General features: G+C 37.3%; 18 protein-coding genes, 1 tRNA gene and 1 other annotated feature. Of the genes, 18 read left to right on the top strand and 1 reads right to left on the bottom strand.

Annotation, left to right across the window (positions count from 1 at the left end; genetic code table 11):
- The first annotated feature begins 21 nt into the window (after positions 1-21).
- Positions 22-95 (top strand) — tRNA-Arg (locus ASO14_RS04825).
- Between the two features lie 156 nt (positions 96-251).
- Here ASO14_RS04825 and ASO14_RS04830 read toward each other — a convergent pair.
- A complete protein-coding gene (locus tag ASO14_RS04830) occupies positions 252-785 on the bottom strand; it encodes a recombinase family protein (RefSeq protein WP_068452187.1) in 534 nt (177 codons plus the stop codon).
- A gap of 99 nt (positions 786-884) precedes the next feature.
- Here ASO14_RS04830 and ASO14_RS04835 point away from each other — a divergent pair, with 99 nt between their 5' ends.
- The 17 genes from ASO14_RS04835 (at position 885) to ASO14_RS04915 (ending at position 23,133) form a co-directional block, all read left to right on the top strand.
- Positions 885-2,303, top strand: a complete 1,419-nt coding sequence (locus ASO14_RS04835) for a SulP family inorganic anion transporter (protein ID WP_068452190.1) — start codon at positions 885-887, stop codon at positions 2,301-2,303.
- A gap of 65 nt (positions 2,304-2,368) precedes the next feature.
- Positions 2,369-3,409, top strand: coding sequence for an AbrB family transcriptional regulator (locus ASO14_RS04840; protein WP_068452193.1), 1,041 nt, complete (start codon positions 2,369-2,371; stop codon positions 3,407-3,409).
- 690 nt (positions 3,410-4,099) lie between these two features.
- Positions 4,100-4,525 carry a DUF1641 domain-containing protein gene (locus ASO14_RS04845; protein WP_068452196.1) on the top strand — a complete coding sequence of 142 codons (426 nt, stop codon included), beginning with the start codon at positions 4,100-4,102 and terminating at the stop codon, positions 4,523-4,525.
- Positions 4,526-4,562: 37 nt separating this feature from the next.
- On the top strand, positions 4,563-5,756 hold the full coding sequence (locus ASO14_RS04850) for an NAD(P)/FAD-dependent oxidoreductase (protein ID WP_068452199.1): 1,194 nt from the start codon (positions 4,563-4,565) through the stop codon (positions 5,754-5,756).
- A 387-nt stretch (positions 5,757-6,143) separates the two neighbouring features.
- Positions 6,144-7,142: a tetratricopeptide repeat protein gene (locus tag ASO14_RS04855; protein WP_068452203.1), complete on the top strand. Its 999-nt coding sequence runs from the start codon at positions 6,144-6,146 to the stop codon at positions 7,140-7,142.
- Positions 7,143-7,247: 105 nt separating this feature from the next.
- A complete protein-coding gene (gene tig, locus ASO14_RS04860) occupies positions 7,248-8,534 on the top strand; it encodes a trigger factor (RefSeq protein ID WP_068452206.1) in 1,287 nt (428 codons plus the stop codon).
- Positions 8,535-8,742: 208 nt separating this feature from the next.
- Positions 8,743-10,011: an ATP-dependent protease ATP-binding subunit ClpX gene (gene clpX, locus ASO14_RS04865; RefSeq protein ID WP_068452210.1), complete on the top strand. Its 1,269-nt coding sequence runs from the start codon at positions 8,743-8,745 to the stop codon at positions 10,009-10,011.
- A 108-nt stretch (positions 10,012-10,119) separates the two neighbouring features.
- Complete coding sequence (gene lon / locus ASO14_RS04870; RefSeq protein WP_068452212.1) at positions 10,120-12,447, top strand: endopeptidase La; 2,328 nt, start codon at positions 10,120-10,122, stop codon at positions 12,445-12,447.
- A gap of 1 nt (position 12,448) precedes the next feature.
- A complete protein-coding gene (gene yihA, locus ASO14_RS04875; protein WP_068452215.1) occupies positions 12,449-13,030 on the top strand; it encodes a ribosome biogenesis GTP-binding protein YihA/YsxC in 582 nt (193 codons plus the stop codon).
- A gap of 62 nt (positions 13,031-13,092) precedes the next feature.
- Positions 13,093-13,698 carry a precorrin-2 dehydrogenase/sirohydrochlorin ferrochelatase family protein gene (locus tag ASO14_RS04880; protein WP_068452218.1) on the top strand — a complete coding sequence of 202 codons (606 nt, stop codon included), beginning with the start codon at positions 13,093-13,095 and terminating at the stop codon, positions 13,696-13,698.
- A gap of 145 nt (positions 13,699-13,843) precedes the next feature.
- Positions 13,844-15,208, top strand: a complete 1,365-nt coding sequence (gene hemA / locus ASO14_RS04885) for a glutamyl-tRNA reductase (protein ID WP_068452221.1) — start codon at positions 13,844-13,846, stop codon at positions 15,206-15,208.
- Between the two features lie 86 nt (positions 15,209-15,294).
- Complete coding sequence (gene ccsA / locus ASO14_RS04890) at positions 15,295-16,125, top strand: cytochrome c biogenesis protein CcsA (RefSeq protein WP_068452224.1); 831 nt, start codon at positions 15,295-15,297, stop codon at positions 16,123-16,125.
- An 18-nt stretch (positions 16,126-16,143) separates the two neighbouring features.
- Positions 16,144-17,076 (top strand): hydroxymethylbilane synthase, encoded by a 933-nt coding sequence (gene hemC, locus ASO14_RS04895; RefSeq protein WP_068452227.1) that lies wholly within the window; start codon positions 16,144-16,146, stop codon positions 17,074-17,076.
- Positions 17,066-17,824 carry a uroporphyrinogen-III synthase gene (locus tag ASO14_RS04900; RefSeq protein WP_068452230.1) on the top strand — a complete coding sequence of 253 codons (759 nt, stop codon included), beginning with the start codon at positions 17,066-17,068 and terminating at the stop codon, positions 17,822-17,824. The genes hemC and ASO14_RS04900 overlap by 11 nt, the downstream gene beginning before the upstream one ends.
- A 1-nt stretch (position 17,825) precedes the next feature.
- The gene (gene hemB, locus ASO14_RS04905) at positions 17,826-18,809 is read left to right on the top strand and encodes a porphobilinogen synthase (protein WP_068452233.1); all 984 of its coding nucleotides are present in this window, start codon (positions 17,826-17,828) and stop codon (positions 18,807-18,809) included.
- A gap of 2 nt (positions 18,810-18,811) precedes the next feature.
- Positions 18,812-20,104 carry a glutamate-1-semialdehyde 2,1-aminomutase gene (hemL, locus tag ASO14_RS04910; RefSeq protein WP_068452236.1) on the top strand — a complete coding sequence of 431 codons (1,293 nt, stop codon included), beginning with the start codon at positions 18,812-18,814 and terminating at the stop codon, positions 20,102-20,104.
- Between the two features lie 100 nt (positions 20,105-20,204).
- Positions 20,205-20,418, top strand: a binding site (T-box leader).
- A gap of 66 nt (positions 20,419-20,484) precedes the next feature.
- Complete coding sequence (locus ASO14_RS04915) at positions 20,485-23,133, top strand: valine--tRNA ligase (protein ID WP_068452239.1); 2,649 nt, start codon at positions 20,485-20,487, stop codon at positions 23,131-23,133.
- The last annotated feature ends 64 nt before the right edge of the window (positions 23,134-23,197 follow it).

The following is a 23,197-nucleotide window of genomic DNA, read 5'->3' on the forward strand; positions in this document are numbered from 1 at the left end:
TATACTTATCTGTTGTATACTGTCTCAGTAGCTCAGTAGGATAGAGCAACAGCCTCCTAAGCTGTAGGTCGTAGGTTCAATTCCTATCTGGGACATTTAGAAAAACAGGTTGGGACATACGTGTAAAAAACACCATCCCACATGAACATAAGAAAAACTGGAATCGTGCTGTAGCGCGGTTCCAGTTTTTCGTTGCAAACGCTAAAAAGGAAAGTGAAATGTTTTGTCTCAACCCATTTATTATGGCTATTTTATTGATCGAGTTGACGATAGAGCGTTGATTTTGAAATACCTGTTTCTTCTTTAATTTGGTGTAATGTATATTGTTTACTATAATACATTTCAATTGCACGTTGCATCTGTACATCTGACTTTTTAGGTCTCCCAATAACAGTTCCGCGTTTTTTTGCCTCTTGTAATGCGAAAGTTGAAGCATGGCGTTTAAAGATAGATTGTAATTTTGAAAAGTAACGTAAACCATCTAATAATGATTTTTTAAATAATTCTGTTGAACACATACATTCATCCAAGAAAATAATTGTAAATTCATCTCGTTCAGCAATTTGTAGGACGTCGATTAATTGTTGTGTAGAATCTGCCAACACCTCAATGTTTTGAACATATAACTCATCCTCTGTTGTTAATTGCATGAGAAGTTCTTCAAATACCTCTCTATTTTTTGCTAAACCGTGCTTCTCTTCATGTACATCATCCAAATTTACTTGTACCAACTGTTGTGTAACGTCGTTATCACAAACAGTTGGTCTTTTATAACCATATCGCATAATAATCTCCTTCCCAAAAGTATATACTTATGAAACTTTTTTTGTTACGATTACTTCTATTGTACGCTATTTTTATTCCATATGAGAAAGGTGATTTTTTTGCAAGTTATAAAAGAACAATGGTTTTCATCTATTCGTGCTGATGTTTTAGCAGGGATTGTAGTAGGTTTAGCGCTAATTCCAGAAGCTCTAGCCTTTTCGTTCATTGTCGGTGTCGATCCGAAAGTCGCACTCTACGCTTCATTTACAATGGCTGTCATGACGGCTTTTGTCGGAGGAAGACCCGCAATGATTTCTGCAGCGACTGGAGCAATGGCGCTCATACTCGTCACGCTAATGGCGAATCACGGGTTACAATATGTACTTGCTGCAACAATTTTAACGGGTATTATACAGTTTTTTATGGGGATTTTTGGAGTTGCAAGACTAATGCGCTTCATACCTAATTCAGTCATGTTAGGATTCGTTAATGCACTAGGCATTATGATTTTCTTAGCGCAATTACCATATTTAAAGAATGGTTCAGTTGCAACTTATGCTTTTGCAATCGTTACATTGATTCTAGTTTATGTGATACCAAGATTTATTCGAATAATTCCAGCACCACTCATTGCGATTGTTATCATGACATCGCTCGCGATATTTGGGAACTTTTCATTACTGACAATTGGTGATTTAGGCACAATGCCAACAACATTACCGACATTCTTCTTACCAGATATTCCTTTGAATTTTGAAACACTCCAAATTATTTTACCGTATGCTTTAGCACTGGCAGTTGTTGGATTACTTGAATCTTTACTTACTGCACAAGTTTTAGACGGTTATACAAAAACTACGTCAAATAAAAATAAAGAATCACGCGGTCAAGGAATCGCAAATATTGTAAATGGCTTTTTCGGTGGTATGGCTGGTTGTGCTTTAATCGGTCAATCTATCATCAATGTAAAGTCAGGTGGTCGAGGTCGACTATCTACATTAACAGCAGGTGTCTTTTTATTATTTTTAATATTGGTTCTTGGTGATGTCGTCTCTAAAATTCCGATGCCTGTTTTAGTAGGAGTTATGATAATGGTGAGTTTTACGACATTTGACTTTAAAACGATTCGCTTCATACGAAAAGCACCAAAATCAGAGAGCTTCATTATGATTACAACTGTAATAGTGATTTTGGCAACGCATAATTTAGCGATTGGTGTAGGTGTGGGCGTGTTGATGAGTGCGATTCGTTTCATGGTGAAAAGCGCAACGCCGACTTTTTTACTAACAGGTGAAACATGCACAATTACAGGTCCACTCTTTTTTGCCTCAGCTGAAAAGTTAGCACCTATTGTAGAAAACTTTCAAGGAAAGAAGTTAGAATTTGATTTTTCAAATAGTCGTATTTGGGATGAAACCGCAGTGACGAAAGTTCTTGAAATAAAGAATCAATTGGAACAAGAAGGAGTACATGTCACGTTTACGGGTCTCGATTTACAAAGTCAGCAATTACTCGAACGACTTACACCGATTAAATAAATATCAACTATTTTCAGTCACGAAAGAATGTGATAACGTAAAAGTTGAAAAGAGGCGACGAGATTTTGAAACTTCAAAGAATTTTACTTACAGCAATTGTCGGCATATGTGGAGGATTACTATTTTCAAAACTTCATATACCTGTACCGTGGCTACTCGGACCATTACTCTTTGTTTTGATAGGTAATAGTTTACGTTCAGAATGGTTTTATTGGCCTAAATCGTATAAAAGTATTGGAATGGTGTTAATTGGTTATACAATCGGTCAAGCACTTACAGGAGAGGCTGTACGAGAGATTGGCAGGCAATTACCATATATGTTTGGCATGACGACTTTACTTATTTTACTTAGTGCGGGCATTGCATGGGTTGTATCAAAGAAGTCAGCAGTGAACTACCCTACAGCACTCCTAAGCAGTATTCCAGGCGGTATGACGCAAATCATTATGATGGCTGAGGAAATGAAAAGTGTGAATTTAACTGTTGTCACGGTGACACAGACAATTCGTTTATTATTTATTGTCATTGGAATGCCACTACTATTGACAACGTTTCATTTAACAACAGTCCCGACACAAACAGAGCATGTATCGGAATGGATGTCATTTGAAACAGTGCTCATTCTACTTATTTGTATATTATTAGCCTTTATAGGTAAAAAATATAAATTTCCGACTGCTTTTTTACTTGTACCAGCGCTCGTTACCGCTATTTTACAAAACATAGGCGTCGTAGGAGTGGAATTAGCGAATCCGATTTTGTCATTTGCACAACTCATGATTGGGATTAATATCGGCATGATGATGAAACCGAGGGAGTTAGAGCAAAAAGGACGGACGATTGCGCTCGCTGTAACAAGTGCAGCTGCATTATTTATTGTAGCGATGCTACTAGGTATTATTTTTGCACAAGTAAATCATTTAGATTACGCGACAGCACTTTTGAGTTTAGCGCCAGGTGGTATGGATCAAATGGGGGCAATTGCGCATGCGATTCATGCAAATTTATCAATTGTTGCGGGATATCAAGTATTTCGTGCTTTTTATATTTTATTCGTTATTCAACCGATTATTGCCTATTTTTTACGCAAACAAATTATTAAATAAAGTAAGAAAACTTTCATCTGTGTATGGAAGTTTTTTTATAGTATTTAAACACATTTTAACATTTCAGAATGTTGAGAATACAAGGTTTGTATCACTTTTTTTAATGAAAAAGGCAAGTGACATTTTTGTGTAAGCTTTATAAGATATATACATGTTTTCTTAGGGAAAAGGGTGAGAAAATCATTTAGAACGTCTAAGATTCTTTAATGATAAAATATTTTTTTAAGAATAAAAAGTGGCGTGAAAACGCATGGTTGTGAGGATTTGTGAAACTTTGAACAAAGTCATAGAATAGTTGAGCGAAAAAAAGCTTTCAGTTCTATTGGAATTCCTGAAATTGAGGTGTATAATGCAACATGGAAGCTATAAATGAAGTGAACACACTATAAAATTTAAGTTCGAAATTCTCTTTCTTTTATATGAATTTTTCTCATTTTTCAATAAAAATACGTCATATATTTTTATGATAAATCGAAAAAGGGTATTAAAGAAATATGACAGTATAGTCCTTTAGTTTATAGGTGTTTAAAAGCAATAAATATGTCTAGAAAACAGATGTTGCAGTTGCTACCATTACATGGCATCATGTAATAGTAAGATGAGAATTGTATGAATAATATGACTCTTATGTAAGTAAAACGTTCGGGAATTCCCGACAGAAGAAATAGCTATTGTAAAGGAGAATTGGATATGTCAGAACAGACTACTCAATCAGTACAACCGGCAGTAAGCCAACAACAATTAGACGTTTTAGATCAATTATTAAAACCTGAAGTACAAGAATCACTAACTCAACTAGTGGACCAATTACCAAAGTTAACAGAAATGGTAACAACTTTAACAAAAGCATATGACGTAGCACAAACTTTAGCTACTGATGATGTATTCCGCAGCGATGCTGTTGGTGCTGTAACAGAAATGGCTCAACCAGTCGTAAACTCTGCTAAATCACTTGCTGCTACTGCAATTGAAGCAAAAGATCGTGCTGCTGAAAGCAACGAAACAATCGGTTTATTCGGTATTTTAAAACTGTTAAAAGACCCACAAGTACAGGGTGTCTTCCGTTTCGCAAACGCATTCTTAGAAGTTTCAAAAGAAAACAAAGCTTCAAAATAATTTTTAAAACACTTAGTAACATGGAGGTTTAACTATAATGTCAAAAAAAATCGTCATTCTAGGTGCAGGTTATGGCGGCGTATTATCTGCATTAACGTTACGTCAATTTGCAACTAAAGAAGAAGTAGAAATCACAGTTGTGAACCAATTCCCAACTCACCAAATCATCACTGAATTACACCGTTTAGCTGGCGGTACTATTAAAGAGAAAGCGGTAGCATTCCCACTTTCTAAACTTTTCAAAGGAAAAGACATCAACATTAAAATCGCAAAAGCTGATGCATTCTCAGCTGACGACAAAACAGTTAAATTATCAACTGGCGAAACTTTAACTTATGATGTATTAGTAGTAGCTGTAGGTTCTAAAACAGGTTTCTTCGGTATCCCAGGATTAGAAGAAAACTCAATGGTTCTTAAATCAGTTGAAGATGCAAACAAAATTCGCGAGCACATCATTGGTCGTATTAAAGAATACGCAAAAACTCGCAACGAAGCAGATGCTACAATCGTAATCGGCGGCGGTGGTTTAACAGGCGTTGAGCTTGTTGGTGAAATCGTTGACCACATGACGAAAGAAGCAATTAAATACGGCGTACAACCAGCAGATTTAAAAATCAAGCTAGTTGAAGCAGGTCCAAAAATCTTACCTGTATTACCAGACGAGTTAATCGAGCGCGCAACAAAATCGCTTGAAAATCGTGGTGTAGAGTTCTTAACAGGCCTTCCTGTAACAGGTGTTGAAGGTAACGTGATCTCTCTTAAAGACGGTCAAACAATTACTGCAAACACACTTGTTTGGACTGGTGGCGTAGCTCAGTACCCAATCGTAGAAGAATCAGGTCTTGTATGTAACCGTGGTAAAGCAGTAGTAAACGACTTCCTACAATCAGAATCACATAAAGATGTATTTGTAGTAGGTGACGCTGCAGCTGCATACCCTCCAGGTGCAAACAAAGAAACGGATCGTCCATACCCTCCAACAGCTCAAAATGCTTGGCAAATGGGCGAATTAGTTGGATACAATGTATTCGCATACTTAAAAGGTAGTGAAATGAATGACTTCACTCCAGTTAACTCTGGTACATTAGCTTCTTTAGGTCGTAAAGATGCTGTAGCAACTGTCGGTGGAAGCAACACTGAATTACGTGGCTTACCAGCAACATTGATGAAAGAAGCTTCAAACATTCGTTACTTATCACACATCAAAGCATTATACGGTATCGTATACTAAGCCGAAATGAATAAAACGACTTCATGAGAATGTTCTCATGAAGTCGTTTTTTGTTGTTTCAATACATTTGTTGAGGCAAAATAAAAATGCTTTAGAGGACGTTGCTTCTCCTAAAGCACGGGTGGGGACTCAGGTATTACATCTGAGTAAAGTTTTGGGGAATAGATTCTATTTATATAGAGGGTCTATGTAAGCTCACTCAGAAGGGGAATGCCGAGTGAGCCATTGGGGTTGAACACAATCTCATTTCACCAATAAGGGAATTTCTAATAATAAAATACCCCGACGAAAACGTTGTAAACCTACCAACATGAATTGTTTCATGATTTTGCGTGTTCAGTAAAAGCACATATGATAAACTATGGAAGAATGGGGAGAGTGACGAAGTTGAAAAGAAAACAGAAGATATATCAGAACGAAAAAATCGTCATGTTTCCTGGAACGGTGGAACGACTTCTTCAACAGGGTCACGCGCATGCTGAGAAGTTTGAATATCATGAGGCTATTCAATGTTTTCAAGATATTCTTCAATACGAGGAAATGGATGAACATACGCTTCATGTGTACGCCTACTGTTTACACGAAACAAGACAATTTGAACAGGCTAGAGAAGTAGTGGAGTCTCTATTAGCACAAGGACCAAGTCAATATATTGAAACAATGGAGCTGTACTTATCAATTTGTATGGAGCTACGCGATTTTCAGCATGTACAACAGATTGTTCGTTCTTTATTGGAAGAAAATGTTGTGCCAAACTCTTCAATTGAACGTTTCACAAGTATTTATAATTTGAGTGAAAAGTTATTAAAGTTATCGCATTCGGAACAAAGTATAGAGGAAGAAGTAGCAGAGGTCGTGTTATCATTAGATGTTTTTTTACACTTACCTGTATACGAACAGCTGCATCGTCTTCAATCTTTATCAGAAATGAACGTTCGACCTTTAATAGATGAAATTCGCACAATCATTGAAACGGAAGAAGTACATCCGATTGTTCGCAGTGTGGCACTTTGCTTATTAGTAGAGCAAGAGGTGAATGGTGACTTAACAATTCGTAAGTTTGAGCAAACACTTACAGTTAATCCAATGACATTACCTACTCCAGATGAGCTGCCTGTCACACAATCTGTAAAAAAAATCGTAAATGAACGGCTAGAGAAGGAAAGTAGCACATTAGAAATGGTACAATATGTTTTGACACGTCACATTTTAGTTACTTATCCTTTTGAATGGTTTGGGGCTTCTGCTGAAAAGGTATCAGAGGGATATATTCATTATGTTCATTCTTTATTAGGACAAGAAATATCCGATGAAAGTGAAACAGATAACAAGGTGATGGAACTCATCCAACAACTTGAAAAATTTTCAGATATACCAGAAGTATGAAATCTGTTGAAACTATGTAGAACTATGATATACTAAAACAGTTGTCAAAGTCGTAATAACGAACGCTTTTAAAGCACTTTGAATTTATTTTTGGAGGTTATATTCATGTCAGTTAAATTTGAAAAACAAGAAGGAAACAACGGTTTATTAACAGTTGAGCTTCCTGCTGAAACAGTAAATGCTGCATTAGATCAAGCATTTAAAAAAGTAGTAAAACAAATCAACGTACCAGGTTTCCGTAAAGGTAAAATGCCTCGTGCAATGTTCGAGAAAAAATTCGGTGTTGAATCTTTATACCAAGATGCACTTGAAATTTTAATCAACGAAAACTACCCAACAGCTCTAATCGAAGCAGGTGTTGAGCCAGTAGATCAACCAGAAATCGATTTCGAAAAAATCGAGAAAAACGAACCATTCACATTCACAGCTAAATTAGTATTACGTCCAGAAGTTGAACTTGGCGAATACAAAGGCTTAGAAGTGAAAAAAGGTTCTACTGAAGTAACAGAAGAAGAAATCAATGCAATCATCGAAGGTCACCAAGCACGTCTTGCTGAACTTGTAGTTAAAGAAGATGCTGCAATTGAAAACGGCGATACTGCTGTAATCGATTTCGAAGGTTTCCACGAAGGTGAAGCATTCGAAGGCGGAAAAGGCGAAAACTACGCACTTGAAATCGGTTCTGGTTCATTCATCCCAGGATTTGAAGAGCAATTAGTAGGCGTAAAAGCTGGCGAATCTAAAGATATCGAAATTACATTCCCAGAAGAATACCATGCAGCTGAATTAGCTGGTAAACCAGCTACATTCAAAGTGACAGTTCACGAAGTAAAAGCAAAAGAACTTCCAGAGCTTAACGATGAATTAGCAACTGAAATCGATGCTGAAGTAAAAACTTTAGATGAATTACGTACAAAGTTAACTGAACAAGCGAAAGCTGAAAAAGAAATGTCAGTTGAAACTGCATTACGTGACGAATTAGTTGAAAAAGCAGCTGAAAATGCTAAAATCGACATTCCAAACGGTATGATTCAAACAGAAATCAACCGTATGTTACAAGAATTCGAACAACGTTTACAAACACAAGGTATGAATCTTGATCTTTACTACCAATTCTCTGGTCAAGACGAAGCAGCATTACGCGAGCAAATGAAGTCTGACGCTGAAAACCGCGTACGCGTTTCATTAGTACTTGAAGCAATCGCAGCAGCTGAAGCTCTTGAAGTAACAGAAGAAGCTCTTGAAGCAGAATTAGAAAAAATGTCAGCACAATTCAACATGGACGCTGAACAAATCAAAGCTGCTTTAGGCGGTACTAGCATCTTAGAACACGACATCAAAATCCAAAATACAGTTGAGTTCTTAGTTGACCAAGCTAAAATTTCTGAGTAAGATTTAACAAGTTCGTAAGTCGAATTTGCTTAAATACGATGCACGAATGGAGCAAGGTATGGACTTCCCATACCTTGTTTTTATCATAGTTAAAAAATAACCTGTACATAACACAGAAAAAAAGAGTTAATAATAGACAAGCAAGACGTAATGTTTGATAATATTAATAGAGTCTTGTAATATTGTTGCTTGAATAGGGGTGAAATAATTGTTCAAATTTAATGATGAAAACGGTAATTTAAAATGTTCATTCTGTGGGAAACCACAAGAGCAAGTACGTAAACTTGTAGCTGGTCCTGGTGTCTACATCTGTGACGAATGTATTGATTTATGTTCAGAAATCGTTGTAGAAGAGTTAGGAACAGAAGAAGAAATTGAACTGAAAGACATTCCAACACCGAAAGAAATTTTAGGTACTTTGGATAGTTATGTAATTGGACAAGAGCGTGCTAAAAAAGCCCTATCTGTTGCGGTATATAATCACTACAAACGCGTCAACTCAAAAAGTAAAGTGGACGACGTAGAATTATCTAAATCAAACATTGTTTTAATCGGACCTACTGGTAGTGGTAAAACATTACTAGCTCAAACACTTGCACGTATTATTGATGTGCCATTTGCCATTGCAGATGCGACTTCATTAACAGAAGCAGGTTATGTTGGGGAAGATGTTGAAAATATTCTTTTAAAGTTAATTCAAGCTGCGGATTATGATATCGAAAAAGCAGAGCGTGGCATTATCTATATCGATGAAATCGATAAAGTCGCACGTAAATCTGAAAATCCATCAATCACACGTGATGTATCTGGTGAAGGTGTTCAACAAGCCTTACTAAAAATTCTAGAAGGTACGGTTGCAAGCGTTCCGCCACAAGGTGGTCGCAAACATCCACACCAAGAATTTTTACAAATTGATACGACGAATATCTTATTCATCGTAGGTGGAGCTTTCGATGGAATCGAGTCAATTATTAAACGTCGTATGGGTCAAAAAGTAATCGGCTTCGGTACTGCGGATAAACAAGAAACAGATGATAAAAACTTAATGAAACATCTGATTCCTGAAGACTTATTAAAATTTGGTTTAATTCCAGAATTTATCGGTCGTTTACCAGTATTGGCAAGTTTAGAGCAATTAGACGAAGATGCACTTGTACAGATTTTAACAGAACCTAAAAACGCATTAACAAAACAATATGAAAAAATGATTGAATTGGATAATGTACAATTAGAGTTCGAAAAAGATGCATTATACGAAATTGCAAAACTTGCGATTGAACGTAAAACAGGTGCTCGTGGATTACGTTCGATTATTGAGAATGTAATGCTTGATGTGATGTTTGAATTACCATCTCGTGATGACATTGCGAAATGTATAATTACGAAAGAAACACTTACTGAAAAGGCTCATCCAAAACTTTTATTAGAAGATGGCACTGAAGTGAAAGATTCAGATAACGAAAAAACATCAGCCTAATTTAAAAGGATTTTAGCTGACTTCGATGGAGTGCTTATATTGCACTGTTTTGAAGTCAGTTTTTTTAATGAATAAAGTGTTAAAGTTTATGTGGAGGTGCAAGTTTGCATGACAACAAAATTGAGAACGTATCGAATTCCATTGCTGCCTCTAAGAGGTCTAGTAATCTATCCTAAAACGCTGTTACATATTGATGTGGGTCGTGAAAAATCAACTGCAGCTGTAGAACAAGCGCTAAATGATGACAGTATCCTATATGTTGTAACACAAAAAGAAATTGCAAAAGAATCACCAGACTCAGATGATTTTTATCGTATGGGCGCACTCGTGAAAATTAAGCAATTAATCAAGCTACCAAATGGCGCCTCACGTGTATTAGTAGAAGGTATTTGTCGTGCGCAAGCTATTGATTATATCGAAGAAGAAAAAATGACGGTAGTTGATGTAGAAGTATTTGAAGACGATCCGACATTAACTGTTGAATTAGAAGCGTTGATGCGTACTTTATTAGATGCTTTTAAACGCTATGTGAAAGCTTCAAGCAAAATTTCTCCTGAAGTCATTGAAACATCAGAAGAAATTGAAGAGCCTGGTCTACTAGCTGATACTATTGCAAGTCATTTGCCATTGAAAATGGTTGCAAAACAAGAAATCTTACGTACAATTGACGTTCAAAAAAGATTAGAAATTCTTGTTCAACGTATTTTTAATGAACAGGAAATTTTAAATGTGGAGAAAAAAATCCATACAAAAGTGAAACGTTCCGTTGAAAAATCTCAAAAAGATTTTTATTTACGTGAGCAAATGAAGGCGATTCAAGATGAATTGGGTGAAACAGAAGGTAAAATATCTGAGGTTGATGAATTAAAGAAAAAAATTATCGAAGCAAAAATGCCTGAACATGCTGAAAAAGCAGCACTAAAAGAGTTGAAGCGCTATGAACGTTTGCCAGCACAAGCAGCTGAAAGTGGTATCATTCGTAACTATTTAGATTGGTTGATTGATTTACCTTGGTCTAAAAAGACAAAAGATCGTAAAGATATTAAAAAAGCAAAAGATATTTTAGACCATGATCACGATGGTCTTGAAAAAGTAAAAGATCGTATTTTAGAATATTTAGCAGTGACACAATTAAAAGATTCACTACGTGGACCGATTCTTTGCTTAGCTGGACCTCCAGGAGTAGGTAAGACATCATTAGCTAAATCGATTGCGACTTCTTTAAATCGTGAATTTGTGCGTATTTCATTAGGTGGCGTACGTGATGAATCAGAAATTCGAGGTCACCGTAGAACGTATATTGGTGCTATGCCAGGACGTATTATTCAAGGAATGAAAAAAGCAGGAACGATTAACCCTGTATTTTTACTAGATGAGATTGATAAAATGTCGAATGATTTCCGCGGAGACCCTTCATCAGCGATGTTAGAGGTGTTAGATCCAGAGCAAAATAACACATTTAGTGATCACTATATTGAAGAAACATACGATTTATCAAATGTTTTATTTATCGCGACAGCAAATGATTTAAGTAGTATTCCAGGACCGCTTTATGACCGTATGGAAGTCATTCAAATTGGCGGTTATACAGAACAAGAGAAAATTCAAATTGCGAAAAACCATTTAGCACCTAAACAAATTGAAGAAAACGGTTTGAAAAAATCACAAATTCAATTTAGAGAAGATGGTTTAACGGAAATCGTTCGTTACTATACGCGAGAAGCGGGTGTTCGAGGGTTAGAGCGTACACTTGCATCCGTATGTCGAAAAGCAGCGAAGCAAATCGTCATGGAAGAAAAGAAACGAGTTGTTATTACAGCGAAAAATGTAGCGGACTACTTAGGTAAACGTAAAGTGTCGCATGGTCAAATGGAAGAAGAAAATCCAATTGGTGTAGCAACAGGTCTTGCTTACACAACAGTTGGTGGCGATACATTACAAATCGAAGTATCGATTACACCAGGTAAAGGAAAACTCATCTTAACAGGTAAATTAGGTGATGTGATGAAAGAATCTGCACAAACTGCTTTATCTTTTGTCCGTTCTAAATTAGACTTATTAAAGGTAGAGCAATCTTACTTTGATGAGCATGATATTCATGTTCACGTACCAGAAGGCGCTGTACCAAAAGATGGTCCATCAGCAGGTGTAACGATGGTAACAGCTCTTGTATCAGCGATTACGGAAACACCCGTCCGTAAAGAAGTTGGTATGACGGGTGAAGTGACACTTCGCGGACGTGTTCTACCAATCGGTGGTTTAAAAGAGAAGTCGTTAAGTGCGCACCGCGCTGGTTTAACAACGATTATCGTTCCAAAGAAAAACGAAGCGGATATTGAAGATATACCAGAGAGTGTACGAAAAGAGCTAACATTTAAGCTAGTGTCAAGCGCTGACGAGGTATTGAAAATAGCGTTAGACGGAGGGAAAGAATAACATGAAAGTCCATAATGTCGAGATGGTCATCAGTGCAGTTCGACCAAATCAGTACCCAGAGGACGGGTATCCAGAATTTGCACTTGCAGGTCGCTCAAATGTCGGTAAATCATCTTTTATTAACAAGATGATTGGTCGTAAAAGTTTAGCACGTATTTCATCAAAACCAGGTAAAACACAAACACTAAACTTTTATAAAATTGAAGAACAACTATTTTTCGTAGATGTTCCAGGCTATGGTTATGCGAAAGTATCAAAATCAGAGCGTGAAGCATGGGGAAAAATGATTGAAGAATATTTTACAAGTCGTGAAATATTAAAAGCGGTTGTGCAGATTGTTGATTTACGTCATGAACCAACAGACGATGATTGCATGATGTACGATTTCTTAAAGCATTACAACATTCCTTGCATTATCATTGCGACAAAAGCAGATAAAGTGAAAAAAGGAAAATGGGCGCAACATAAAAAAGTGGTAAAAGAGACACTTGATATGGACCCATCTGATCCACTCATTCTTTTCTCATCTGAAACAGGTATGGGATTTGACGAAGCATGGGCAGAAATTGAAAAACGTATGTAAAGAACAAGCAGATGAAGTGATACCACTTGATCTGCTTTTTCACATCTAAAAAGGGGATTGCTATGGGACAAATACCAATTTATTTGAATAGTGAACAGATTCGCATTTTAATTGTGGGCGGTGGTAAGATTGCTTATCGAAAATGTCGTACACTTGTAGAAGCAGGAGGACAAGTTACGGTGATTGCGCAACAACTATTACCTGAATTTGAACATTATTTAACGGAACAACAAATATCATTACATAAAAGATTGTATGAATTAGGTGAGGCAGCACAATATGAATTGGTGATAGCTGCAACGAATCAAACGACAGTGAACGAACAAATTCAACAAGATAGCCAAGCAATTATTTGTCGAGTAGATGACGCAAAAAAAGGGAATGGAGTACTACCGGCAGTTGTACAGCGTGGTGATTTTGTTTTAAGTATTGGAACAAACGGTGCAAGTCCAATTTTTTCTAGGAAAATCAAAAAGCAGTTGTCACAACAGTTTGATGCGCATTATGAAAGCTACATTGCTTTTTTACAGCATGTACGCGTGCAGTATAAAGGACAAAAAGAAGTACTTGAAGAAGTGACGAATGAGATATATGTTCATATGACAGACGAAGAGAGAAACGAGACATTACAACAATTTGTAAACAACCTGTTTGAAGAACGTAACTGAATTTGTTAAAATGATTCTGGAAATATGCTGGATTGTATATAAATATGACAGTAATCGCAATTATATAAGACTTTGTAAATATAAAGTGACAGAGTATGGTATAATCATAGACGATAATTATAGAACGTGAGAGGTGTATGACGTCATGCATACAATTGTAGTAGGCTTGAACTACAAAACAGCTCCTGTCGAAGTTCGTGAAAAATTCTCAATAACAGAAGAAGCACTAGCTGAGGCAATGCGAGCATTACAAAATGAAAAAAGTATATTAGAGAATGTAATTGTTTCGACATGTAATCGTACAGAAGTGTATGCTGTCGTTGATCAACTACATACTGGTCGTCATTATATTAAACAATTTTTAGCGAATTGGTTTAATATGCCGGTTGCAGAATTCGAAAATCATCTTTACATTCGTGAAAATGATCAATCGATGCAACACTTATTCAAAGTGACTTCTGGAATTGATTCAATGGTTCTAGGAGAAACACAAATTCTTGGTCAAGTAAAGCATAGCTTCTTAGAGGCACAACAAATTGGCACAACAGGGACATTGTTTAATCGTTTATTTAAACAAAGTGTAACATTTGCGAAAAAAGCACATGGCGAAACAGCGATTGGTGAAAATGCAGTATCTGTATCGTATGCAGCTGTTGAGCTTGCAAAGAAAATTTTCAATACACTGGACAAAACACATGTCGCAATTCTTGGTGCTGGTAAGATGGGCGAACTTGCTATGGAAAACTTATATGGTAGTGGTGTAGGAAAAGTAACTGTTGTCAATCGTACGATGGAAAAGGCAGAAACACTGGCTGATAAATTCCAAGGTACAGCGAAGTCGATGCAAGAATTACAATGTACATTACTTGAGGCAGATATTTTGATTACATCAACTGGTGCAAAAGATTATGTCATTGATTATGATTTAATGCGTTATGTGGAGAAGATGCGCAAAGGGAAGCCTCTATTTATGGTAGATATCGCAGTACCACGTGATATTGATCCGAAAATTAGTGAACTTCAAAGTGTTTTCTTATATGATATTGATGATTTACAAGGAATTGTCGAAGCGAACCTAGCAGAACGTGAACGTGCTGCTAACGAAATTACACAGATGATTGATACAGAAATCCATGAATTCAAAGATTGGATGGGAACACTTGGCGTTGTTCCAGTTATTTCAGCATTGCGTCAAAAAGCGGCGACAATTCAAGCTGAAACAATGCAAAGTATTGAAAATAAAATGCCGAATTTAACAGATCGTGAACGAAAAATTTTAAGTAAGCATACCAAATCAATCGTCAACCAATTATTAAAAGAACCAATTCTACAAGCAAAAGAATTGGCAGGTTCTCCAAATGCAGCGAAGCAATTGGAACTGTTCCAACGTATTTTTGGGATTGAAGAAGATACACAGGCTCAAATTGAGCAACAGCAACTACAATCAGAAGAGCGCTATCAAAAACGAGTAGCAGAAGAAGTCGTTGCAGAACCTAAATTTACTTTTTAAGAGCTGATTTAAGAACGTTTTCGTATCTATGTGTTAAAATATAGATGCGAGAGCGTTTTTTTCATGATATATAAGGAGCGTCGTATATGACCGATTTAGCAATGACCCGATTGCACGAAGCAATCGTTGTGCTATACGCAATCGGGATAATTTTTTACTTTGTAGATTATTTAAAAAAAGATGCAAAGTCACGTCGAATCGCTTTTTGGTTTGTTTCGGTTGTTTGGATTTTACAATCAGTTTTTTTAATTGTATATATTATTCAAATGCATCGATTCCCGATTCTGACACTATTTGAAGGGATTTATTTTTATAGTTGGTTATTAGTATCCATCTCGATTTTACTGCATTGTGTTTATCGAGCCGATTTACCTGTATTCTTTATTAATATTCTCGGGTTTATCTTTATGGTTATTCATACATTTGCACCAAACCAAGTGGCGCAATCACCTGTAGGTGAGAATTTAGTTTCTGAGTTATTATTTATTCATGTGATGTTTGCGATTTTGTCTTATGTTGCTTTTTCATTATCTTTTGTCTTTTCGACATTGTACGTTATTTTATACAATGTATTAAAAAAGAAAAAATGGACGAAGCAGTGGACGAGGCTACCATCGCTTGGACAAGCAGAAAGTAGTTCAAATTGGGCAATGGTAATTGGGATTCCCATTCTTTTTATCAGTCTGATTTTAGGGTTTATGTGGGCTTATATCACCGTCGATAATTTAAATGTATTTGATGTAAAAATCATCGGTTCATTTATTACATTGTTTGTCTATTGTATGATTGTGTTATTGAATCGTCGCGATCAACTACATTCAATTCGATTGGCATGGGTCAACATATGTGCCTTTTTATTGGTTATTATTAATTTCTTTTTAGGAAGTAGCTTATCAGGTTTCCATTTTTGGTATTAACAGAAGGGTAGGATTATTTTGCGTAAAATTATTGTTGGTTCAAGAAGAAGTAAGTTAGCCTTAACTCAAACAAATTGGTTCATCGAAGAATTAAAGAAAACAGGTGCACCGTTTGAATTTGAGGTCAAAGAGATTGTGACAAAAGGCGATCGTATTTTAGATGTACAGTTATCAAAAGTTGGCGGAAAAGGTTTGTTTGTAAAAGAGATTGAACAAGCCTTATTCGACCAAGAGATTGATTTCGCTGTACATAGTATGAAAGATATGCCAGCGGTTTTACCAGAAGGTTTAGTTATTGGATGTATTCCAAAACGTGAAGATGCGCGTGATGCCTTCATCTCAAAAAATCATGTAAAATTCATGGATTTACCAGAAGGTGCGGTTGTCGGTACATCAAGCTTACGTCGTAGTGCTCAATTATTAAAAGCACGCCCAGACTTAACGATTAAATGGATTCGTGGAAATGTAGACACACGTTTAGCTAAATTAGAAGCTGGCGAATATGATGCGATTATTTTGGCTGCTGCTGGTTTAAAACGACTTGGTTGGTCAGATGATGTTGTAACTGAATATTTATCAACTGATCTTTGTGTACCTGCTGTGGGACAAGGGTCGTTAGGAATTGAATGTCGAGCAGATGATGCCGAATTGTTAGCGGCATTAGCAAAAATGACAGACCAAGCGACTTGGGAAACAGCACATGCAGAACGTGCTTTTTTAGCAGCGATGGATGGTGGATGTCAAGTGCCAATCGCTGGATACGCAACATATGAAGCAGGGCAATTACATTTTGAAGGACTTGTTGCTGCACCAGATGCTTCTGTCTTCTACCATGAAAAAGCCACACACACAGATGCAAAAACAGTAGGAGAAGTAGTAGCAAAACAACTGACTGAGCAAGGTGCGTATGAATTGATTCAAAAAGTAAAAGCGGAGCAAAATGAGCAATAATCAACCGCTTCAACATGATACCATTGTGTTAACAGGTACCTCGATTACAGGTCAAGCTCAGTCACAAATCGAGGCGCTAGGTGGAGAAGCACTTCATTTACCTTTGATTGAAGTGGCCGATGTACAGTCAAATGATGATGGCTTATTTTTGCAGCGTAGTCAGCAAGTAGACTGGCTAATTTTCACAAGTCAAAATGCAGTACACGCATTCATTAGAAAAATGGAACAATACGAACAGGATGCAAGTTTGTGGATAGAACAGCGAATTGCAGTTGTGGGTGAAAAAACAGCCGAAGCTTTAGAAATGGCAGGTTTTTCAATTCACTTTGTTCCGACAACGTATAGTGCAGATACAATGGTGAAAGAGTTTAATCGTTTTTTACAGCCTGAAACGACCTGTCTATTTATGCGAGGTTCGATGGCGAAAGACACGATTCCAAATGGTCTCAAATGTCGAGTAGAAACATGGACAATTTATGAAACACGTCCAACAAAAAAGTCAATTCCAGAATTGAAAGAGCAAATTCAACATAAAAATTGTACGGTTGTTTTTGCAAGTCCCTCGGCTGTGCGTGTGTATGCTGAGGAAATATTACCTCTACACGATTGGGAACAAATCCAAGTGGCAGCGATTGGTCATGTAACCGAAAAAGCATTAATCGCACTTGGTGCATGGGATATTATCCAGCCAAAAACATACACGATGCAACAGGTAATTGAAGAAATCGCAAGAAGAAAGGAATCTTAATATGACAAACTTACAATTTAAAAGACACAGACGTTTACGACAAAATGCAACGATGCGTGCAATGGTAAAAGAAACGTATCTACATAAAGAAGATTTCATCTACCCTATTTTTGTAATGGAAGGCGAGAATGTTAAAAACCCTGTCGCTTCTATGCCGGGAATTTATCAATTCTCATTAGATCGTTTACATGAGGAAATGGATGAGGTTGTTGCCCTAGGTATTCCTTCTGTTATTTTATTCGGTTTACCTGCTGAGAAAGACGCAGTTGGGTCAGAAGCTTATCATGATCATGGGATTATTCAAAAAGCGATTCGCTTTGTAAAAGAGAACTATCCTGAAGTCATGGTCATTGCAGATACATGTCTATGTGAATATACATCGCATGGTCACTGTGGTGTTGTGTCAGAAGATGAACGTATTTTAAATGATCCTTCACTTGATTTATTAGCACAAACAGCTATTTCACAAGCAAAAGCAGGTGCTGATATTATCGCACCTTCAAACATGATGGATGGTTTTGTTGCGGCGATTCGTAAAGGATTAGATGAAGCTGGATTTGAAGATACACCGATTATGTCCTATGCAGTAAAATATGCTTCTGCTTACTATGGACCTTTCCGTGAAGCAGCAGATGGGGCACCAAAGTTTGGTGATCGTAAAACGTATCAAATGGACCCATCAAATCGTTTAGAAGCGATGCGTGAAGCAGCTTCAGATGTTGAAGAAGGCGCTGATTTCTTAATCGTTAAACCAGCATTATCGTATTTAGATATTATACGTGATGTACGTAATAACCATGATATGCCAGTTGTTGCTTACAATGTATCAGGCGAATATGCAATGGTCAAAGCAGCAGCATTAAATGGTTGGATGGATGAAAAGCAAACGGTTTTAGAAACATTACTAAGTATGAAACGTGCAGGTGCAGATTTAATCATGACGTACCATGCAAAAGATGCGGCACGTTGGTTGGAGGAGAAATAGAGATGACACGTTCTTTTGAAGAATCACGTAAAGTTTTTGCAGAAGCAGTAGATTTAATGCCTGGTGGCGTAAATAGTCCTGTTCGTGCGTTCAAAGCTGTTAAACAAGAGCCAATCGTTATGGAAAAAGGTCATGGAGCGATTATTACAGATGTCGATGGCAATGATTATATCGACTACGTTTTATCTTGGGGTCCACTCATTATCGGTCATACACATCCAGACGTAGTAGCAGCGATTCAACGAGTTGCTACAACAGGTACATCATTTGGTGCGTCAACACGTATTGAAAACGAATTAGCGAAAGAAGTGATTCGTCGTGTACCTTCTGTTGAGATGATTCGTATGGTATCGTCTGGTACAGAGGCTACAATGTCTGCCATTCGTGCAGCACGTGGTTTCACAGGTCGCGATAAAATCTTGAAATTTGAAGGTTCATATCATGGACATGGTGATTCACTATTAATCAAAGCGGGTTCAGGTGTTGCGACACTTGGTTTACCAGATAGTCCTGGCGTTCCAATGTCAATTGCACAAAACACATTAACAGTTCCTTATAATAATTTAGAAGCAGTTCAACAAGTATTTGAAGCATTCGGTGAAGAGATTGCAGCAGTAATCGTTGAACCGGTTGCTGGAAATATGGGCTGTGTACCACCGCTTCCAGGCTTCTTAGAAGGTTTACGTGACTTGACGAAAAAAGCAGGTTCTCTATTAATCTTTGATGAAGTCATGACTGGTTTCCGCGTAGGCTACCATTCAGCACAAGGTTACTACGGTGTAACACCTGATTTAACATGTCTTGGTAAAGTAATCGGCGGAGGACTACCTGTAGGTGCTTTCGGTGGTCGTCGTGATATTATGGAACGAATCGCACCAGCTGGTCCAATCTATCAAGCAGGTACGCTATCAGGTAACCCACTTGCGATGACAGCAGGACTTGAAACGATTCAACATTTAACAGAGGATTCATATAAACACTTTGAAAAATTAGGGGATCGTTTAGAAGCTGGTTTTAGAGAAGCAGCTGAAACATACAATATTCCACATACAGTGAATCGTGCAGGTTCAATGATTGGTTACTTCTTAACAAATGAAAAAGTAATCGACTTTGATACAGCGAAAACATCTGATTTAGAATTATTCGCTGAATACTATGGTTTAATGGCACAAGAAGGAATCTTCTTACCACCATCACAATTCGAAGGTGTATTCGTATCAACAGCGCATACAGAACAACATATCGACCAAACAATTGCAGCTTTCCAAAAAGTATTTAAGCAATTACGTCGTTAATTTTTAAGAGATACTTCGGCACAGTATATGTGTCGAAGTTTTTTTATGCACTGTATTGCTAAAAGCTATAAATTCAGATACAATTAGCTTATTCAAATAAACAATTGCAATGATTGGGAGGAGTAAGCATTTTTACTTGTCGAGAGAGGAAACGGTTGGTGAAAGTTTCTCAAGTAGATGTCTGAAGGTAGCCCATGAGCAAATTTCGTGAACAGATTTTAGTAGCGAAATTCGGTTTAGAGACCGTTATCCAATGAAGTGCCAGTCAACTGTGCTGGAATAAAGGTGGTACCGCGAATTCTTTCGTCCTTTTTTTAAGGATGTGAAGGATTTTTTTTATGCCCAAAATGGATGGTCAAGAAATGAAGGAGGACGAAAACATGTCAGAACAAGAAATTTCAATGCCAACGAAGTATGACCCACAAGCTGTTGAAACAGGTCGCTACGAGTGGTGGCTACAAAAAGATTGCTTTAAAGCACAACCAGAGAGTGATAAAGAACCGTACTCAATCGTAATTCCACCGCCAAACGTAACAGGTAAATTACATTTAGGTCACGCTTGGGATACAACATTACAAGATATCTTAATTCGTATGAAGCGTATGCAAGGTTATGATGCATTATGGTTACCAGGTATGGACCATGCTGGTATTGCAACACAAGCAAAAGTAGAAGCAAAATTACGCGAACAAGGCGTATCTCGTCACGATTTAGGTCGTGAAAAATTCCTAGAGAAAACATGGGAGTGGAAAGAAGAATATGCTGAAACAATTCGTGCGCAATGGGCGAAACTAGGTTTAGCATTAGATTACTCACGCGAACGTTTCACATTAGATGATGGTTTATCAGATGCGGTAAAAGAAGTATTCGTAAAATTATACGAAAAAGGCCTAATCTACCGCGGTGAACGTATTATCAACTGGGACCCAGCAGCACAAACAGCACTTTCAGATATCGAAGTAATTTATAAAGATGTACAAGGTGCATTCTACCATATGGAATACCCAATCAAAGATAGCGACGAAAAAGTAGAAATCGCTACAACACGTCCAGAAACAATGTTAGGTGACTCAGGGATTGCAGTAAACCCGAATGATGAACGTTACGCACACTTAATCGGTAAAACGGCAATTCTACCAATCGTAGGTCGTGAATTACCAATCGTTGCAGATGACTATGTAGACATGGAATTCGGTACAGGTGTTGTAAAAATGACACCAGCACATGACCCGAATGACTTTGAAGTAGGTAATCGTCATAACCTAGAGCGCATTATGGTGATGAATGGCGACGGTACGATGAATGATATGGCTGGTAAATATGCAGGTATGGACCGCTTTGAATGCCGTAAAGAAATCGTAAAAGATTTACAAGAACAAGGTGTATTAATTAAAATCGTCGATCACTTACATTCAGTAGGTCACTCAGAGCGTTCTGGTGCAGTAGTTGAACCATATTTATCAAAACAATGGTTTGTTAAAATGGGACCACTAGCAAAAGAGGCACTTGATTTACAAGCGAAAGAAGACGAAAAAGTAAACTTCGTGCCACAACGCTTTGAAAATACGTACACACGTTGGATGGAGAATATCCATGACTGGTGTATTTCACGTCAATTATGGTGGGGACATCAAATTCCAGCTTGGTATCATAACGAAACAGGTGAATTATATGTAGGTACAGAAGCACCAGCTGATGAAGAAAACTGGACACGCGATGCAGACGTATTAGATACATGGTTCTCATCTGCATTATGGCCTTTTTCAACAATGGGGTGGCCAGACGTTGAATCAGAAGATTTCAAACGCTACTTCCCAACAGGTGCACTTGTAACAGGTTATGACATCATCTTCTTCTGGGTATCTCGTATGATTTTCCAATCACTTGAATTCACAGGAGAGCGTCCATTCAAAGACGTATTAATTCATGGTTTAGTACGTGACGGTGAAGGTCGTAAGATGTCGAAATCACTTGGTAACGGTGTTGATCCGATGGACGTCATCGCAGAATACGGTGCAGACTCATTACGCTTCTTCTTAGCAACAGGTTCATCACCAGGTCAAGATTTACGTTATACAACTGAAAAAGTAGAAGCGATTTGGAACTTCTCAAACAAAATTTGGAATGCTTCACGTTTTGCATTAATGAATATGGAAGGCATGACATATGATGAGATTGATTTAACAGGTGAAAAATCAGTTGCAGATAAGTGGATTTTAACACGCTTAAATGAAACAATCGAAAAAGTAACAGAGCTTGCTGAGAAGTATGAGTTTGGTGAAGTAGGTCGTTACTTAAATAACTTCATCTGGGATGATTTCTGTTCTTGGTATATCGAGATGGCGAAATTACCATTATACGGTGAAGATGAAGCAGCGAAGAAAACAACTCGTTCAGTACTTGCTTACGTATTAGATCAAACGATGCGTCTATTACACCCATTAATGCCATTCATCACAGAAGAAATCTGGCAACACTTACCACACGAAGGCGACACAATCGTAAATGCAGCATGGCCAACAGTACGCGAAGATCTTCACTTTGAAGAAGAAGCGAAAAACATGCAGTTATTAATGGATATTATCCATGCAGTTCGTAACATTCGTGCAGAAGTAAATACACCAATGAGCAAACAAGTACCAATGTTCATCTCAGCAAAATCAGATGTAGAATTAGCTGTACTTGAAGCGAATAAAGGATATATCGAAAAATTCTGTAACCCAGAAACATTAACAATTGGCTTAAACGTAGAACCAGAAGGTAAAACGATGTCAGCAGTTATTTCAGGAGCAGAGTTATTCTTACCACTAAAAGGTTTAATTAACTTAGAAGATGAGATTGCACGTCTTGAAAAAGAGTTAGACAAGTGGAATAAAGAAGTAAAACGTGTTCAAGGTAAATTGAACAACGAGAAATTTGTTTCAAGCGCACCTGAAGCAGTTGTTGCAGCAGAGCGTGAAAAAGAAGCAGACTATCTTGAAAAACAAGCAACTGTTCAAAAACGTATTGCAGAACTAAAAGAAATGTAATAAAAAATAGCCTGGGACATATGTGTAAAAACACCGTCTCATATGAGCATAATAAAAACCAGAA

The sequence above is a fragment of the Kurthia sp. 11kri321 genome (assembly GCF_001534765.1).
Lineage (GTDB): Bacteria > Bacillota > Bacilli > Bacillales_A > Planococcaceae > Kurthia > Kurthia gibsonii.

Excerpts from the sequence above, each read along its gene's own strand:
- hemB (WP_068452233.1), top strand. The coding sequence starts at position 17,826 with ATGACAAACTTACAATTTAAAAGACACAGACGTTTACGACAAAATGCA.
- ASO14_RS04880 (WP_068452218.1), top strand. The coding sequence starts at position 13,093 with ATGGGACAAATACCAATTTATTTGAATAGTGAACAGATTCGCATTTTA.
- lon (WP_068452212.1), top strand. The coding sequence starts at position 10,120 with ATGACAACAAAATTGAGAACGTATCGAATTCCATTGCTGCCTCTAAGA.
- hemA (WP_068452221.1), top strand. The coding sequence starts at position 13,844 with ATGCATACAATTGTAGTAGGCTTGAACTACAAAACAGCTCCTGTCGAA.
- yihA (WP_068452215.1), top strand. The coding sequence starts at position 12,449 with ATGAAAGTCCATAATGTCGAGATGGTCATCAGTGCAGTTCGACCAAAT.
- ASO14_RS04830 (WP_068452187.1), bottom strand. The coding sequence starts at position 785 with ATGCGATATGGTTATAAAAGACCAACTGTTTGTGATAACGACGTTACA.
- ASO14_RS04850 (WP_068452199.1), top strand. The coding sequence starts at position 4,563 with ATGTCAAAAAAAATCGTCATTCTAGGTGCAGGTTATGGCGGCGTATTA.
- ASO14_RS04915 (WP_068452239.1), top strand. The coding sequence starts at position 20,485 with ATGTCAGAACAAGAAATTTCAATGCCAACGAAGTATGACCCACAAGCT.
- tig (WP_068452206.1), top strand. The coding sequence starts at position 7,248 with ATGTCAGTTAAATTTGAAAAACAAGAAGGAAACAACGGTTTATTAACA.
- ASO14_RS04845 (WP_068452196.1), top strand. The coding sequence starts at position 4,100 with ATGTCAGAACAGACTACTCAATCAGTACAACCGGCAGTAAGCCAACAA.
- ccsA (WP_068452224.1), top strand. The coding sequence starts at position 15,295 with ATGACCGATTTAGCAATGACCCGATTGCACGAAGCAATCGTTGTGCTA.
- ASO14_RS04900 (WP_068452230.1), top strand. The coding sequence starts at position 17,066 with ATGAGCAATAATCAACCGCTTCAACATGATACCATTGTGTTAACAGGT.
- hemL (WP_068452236.1), top strand. The coding sequence starts at position 18,812 with ATGACACGTTCTTTTGAAGAATCACGTAAAGTTTTTGCAGAAGCAGTA.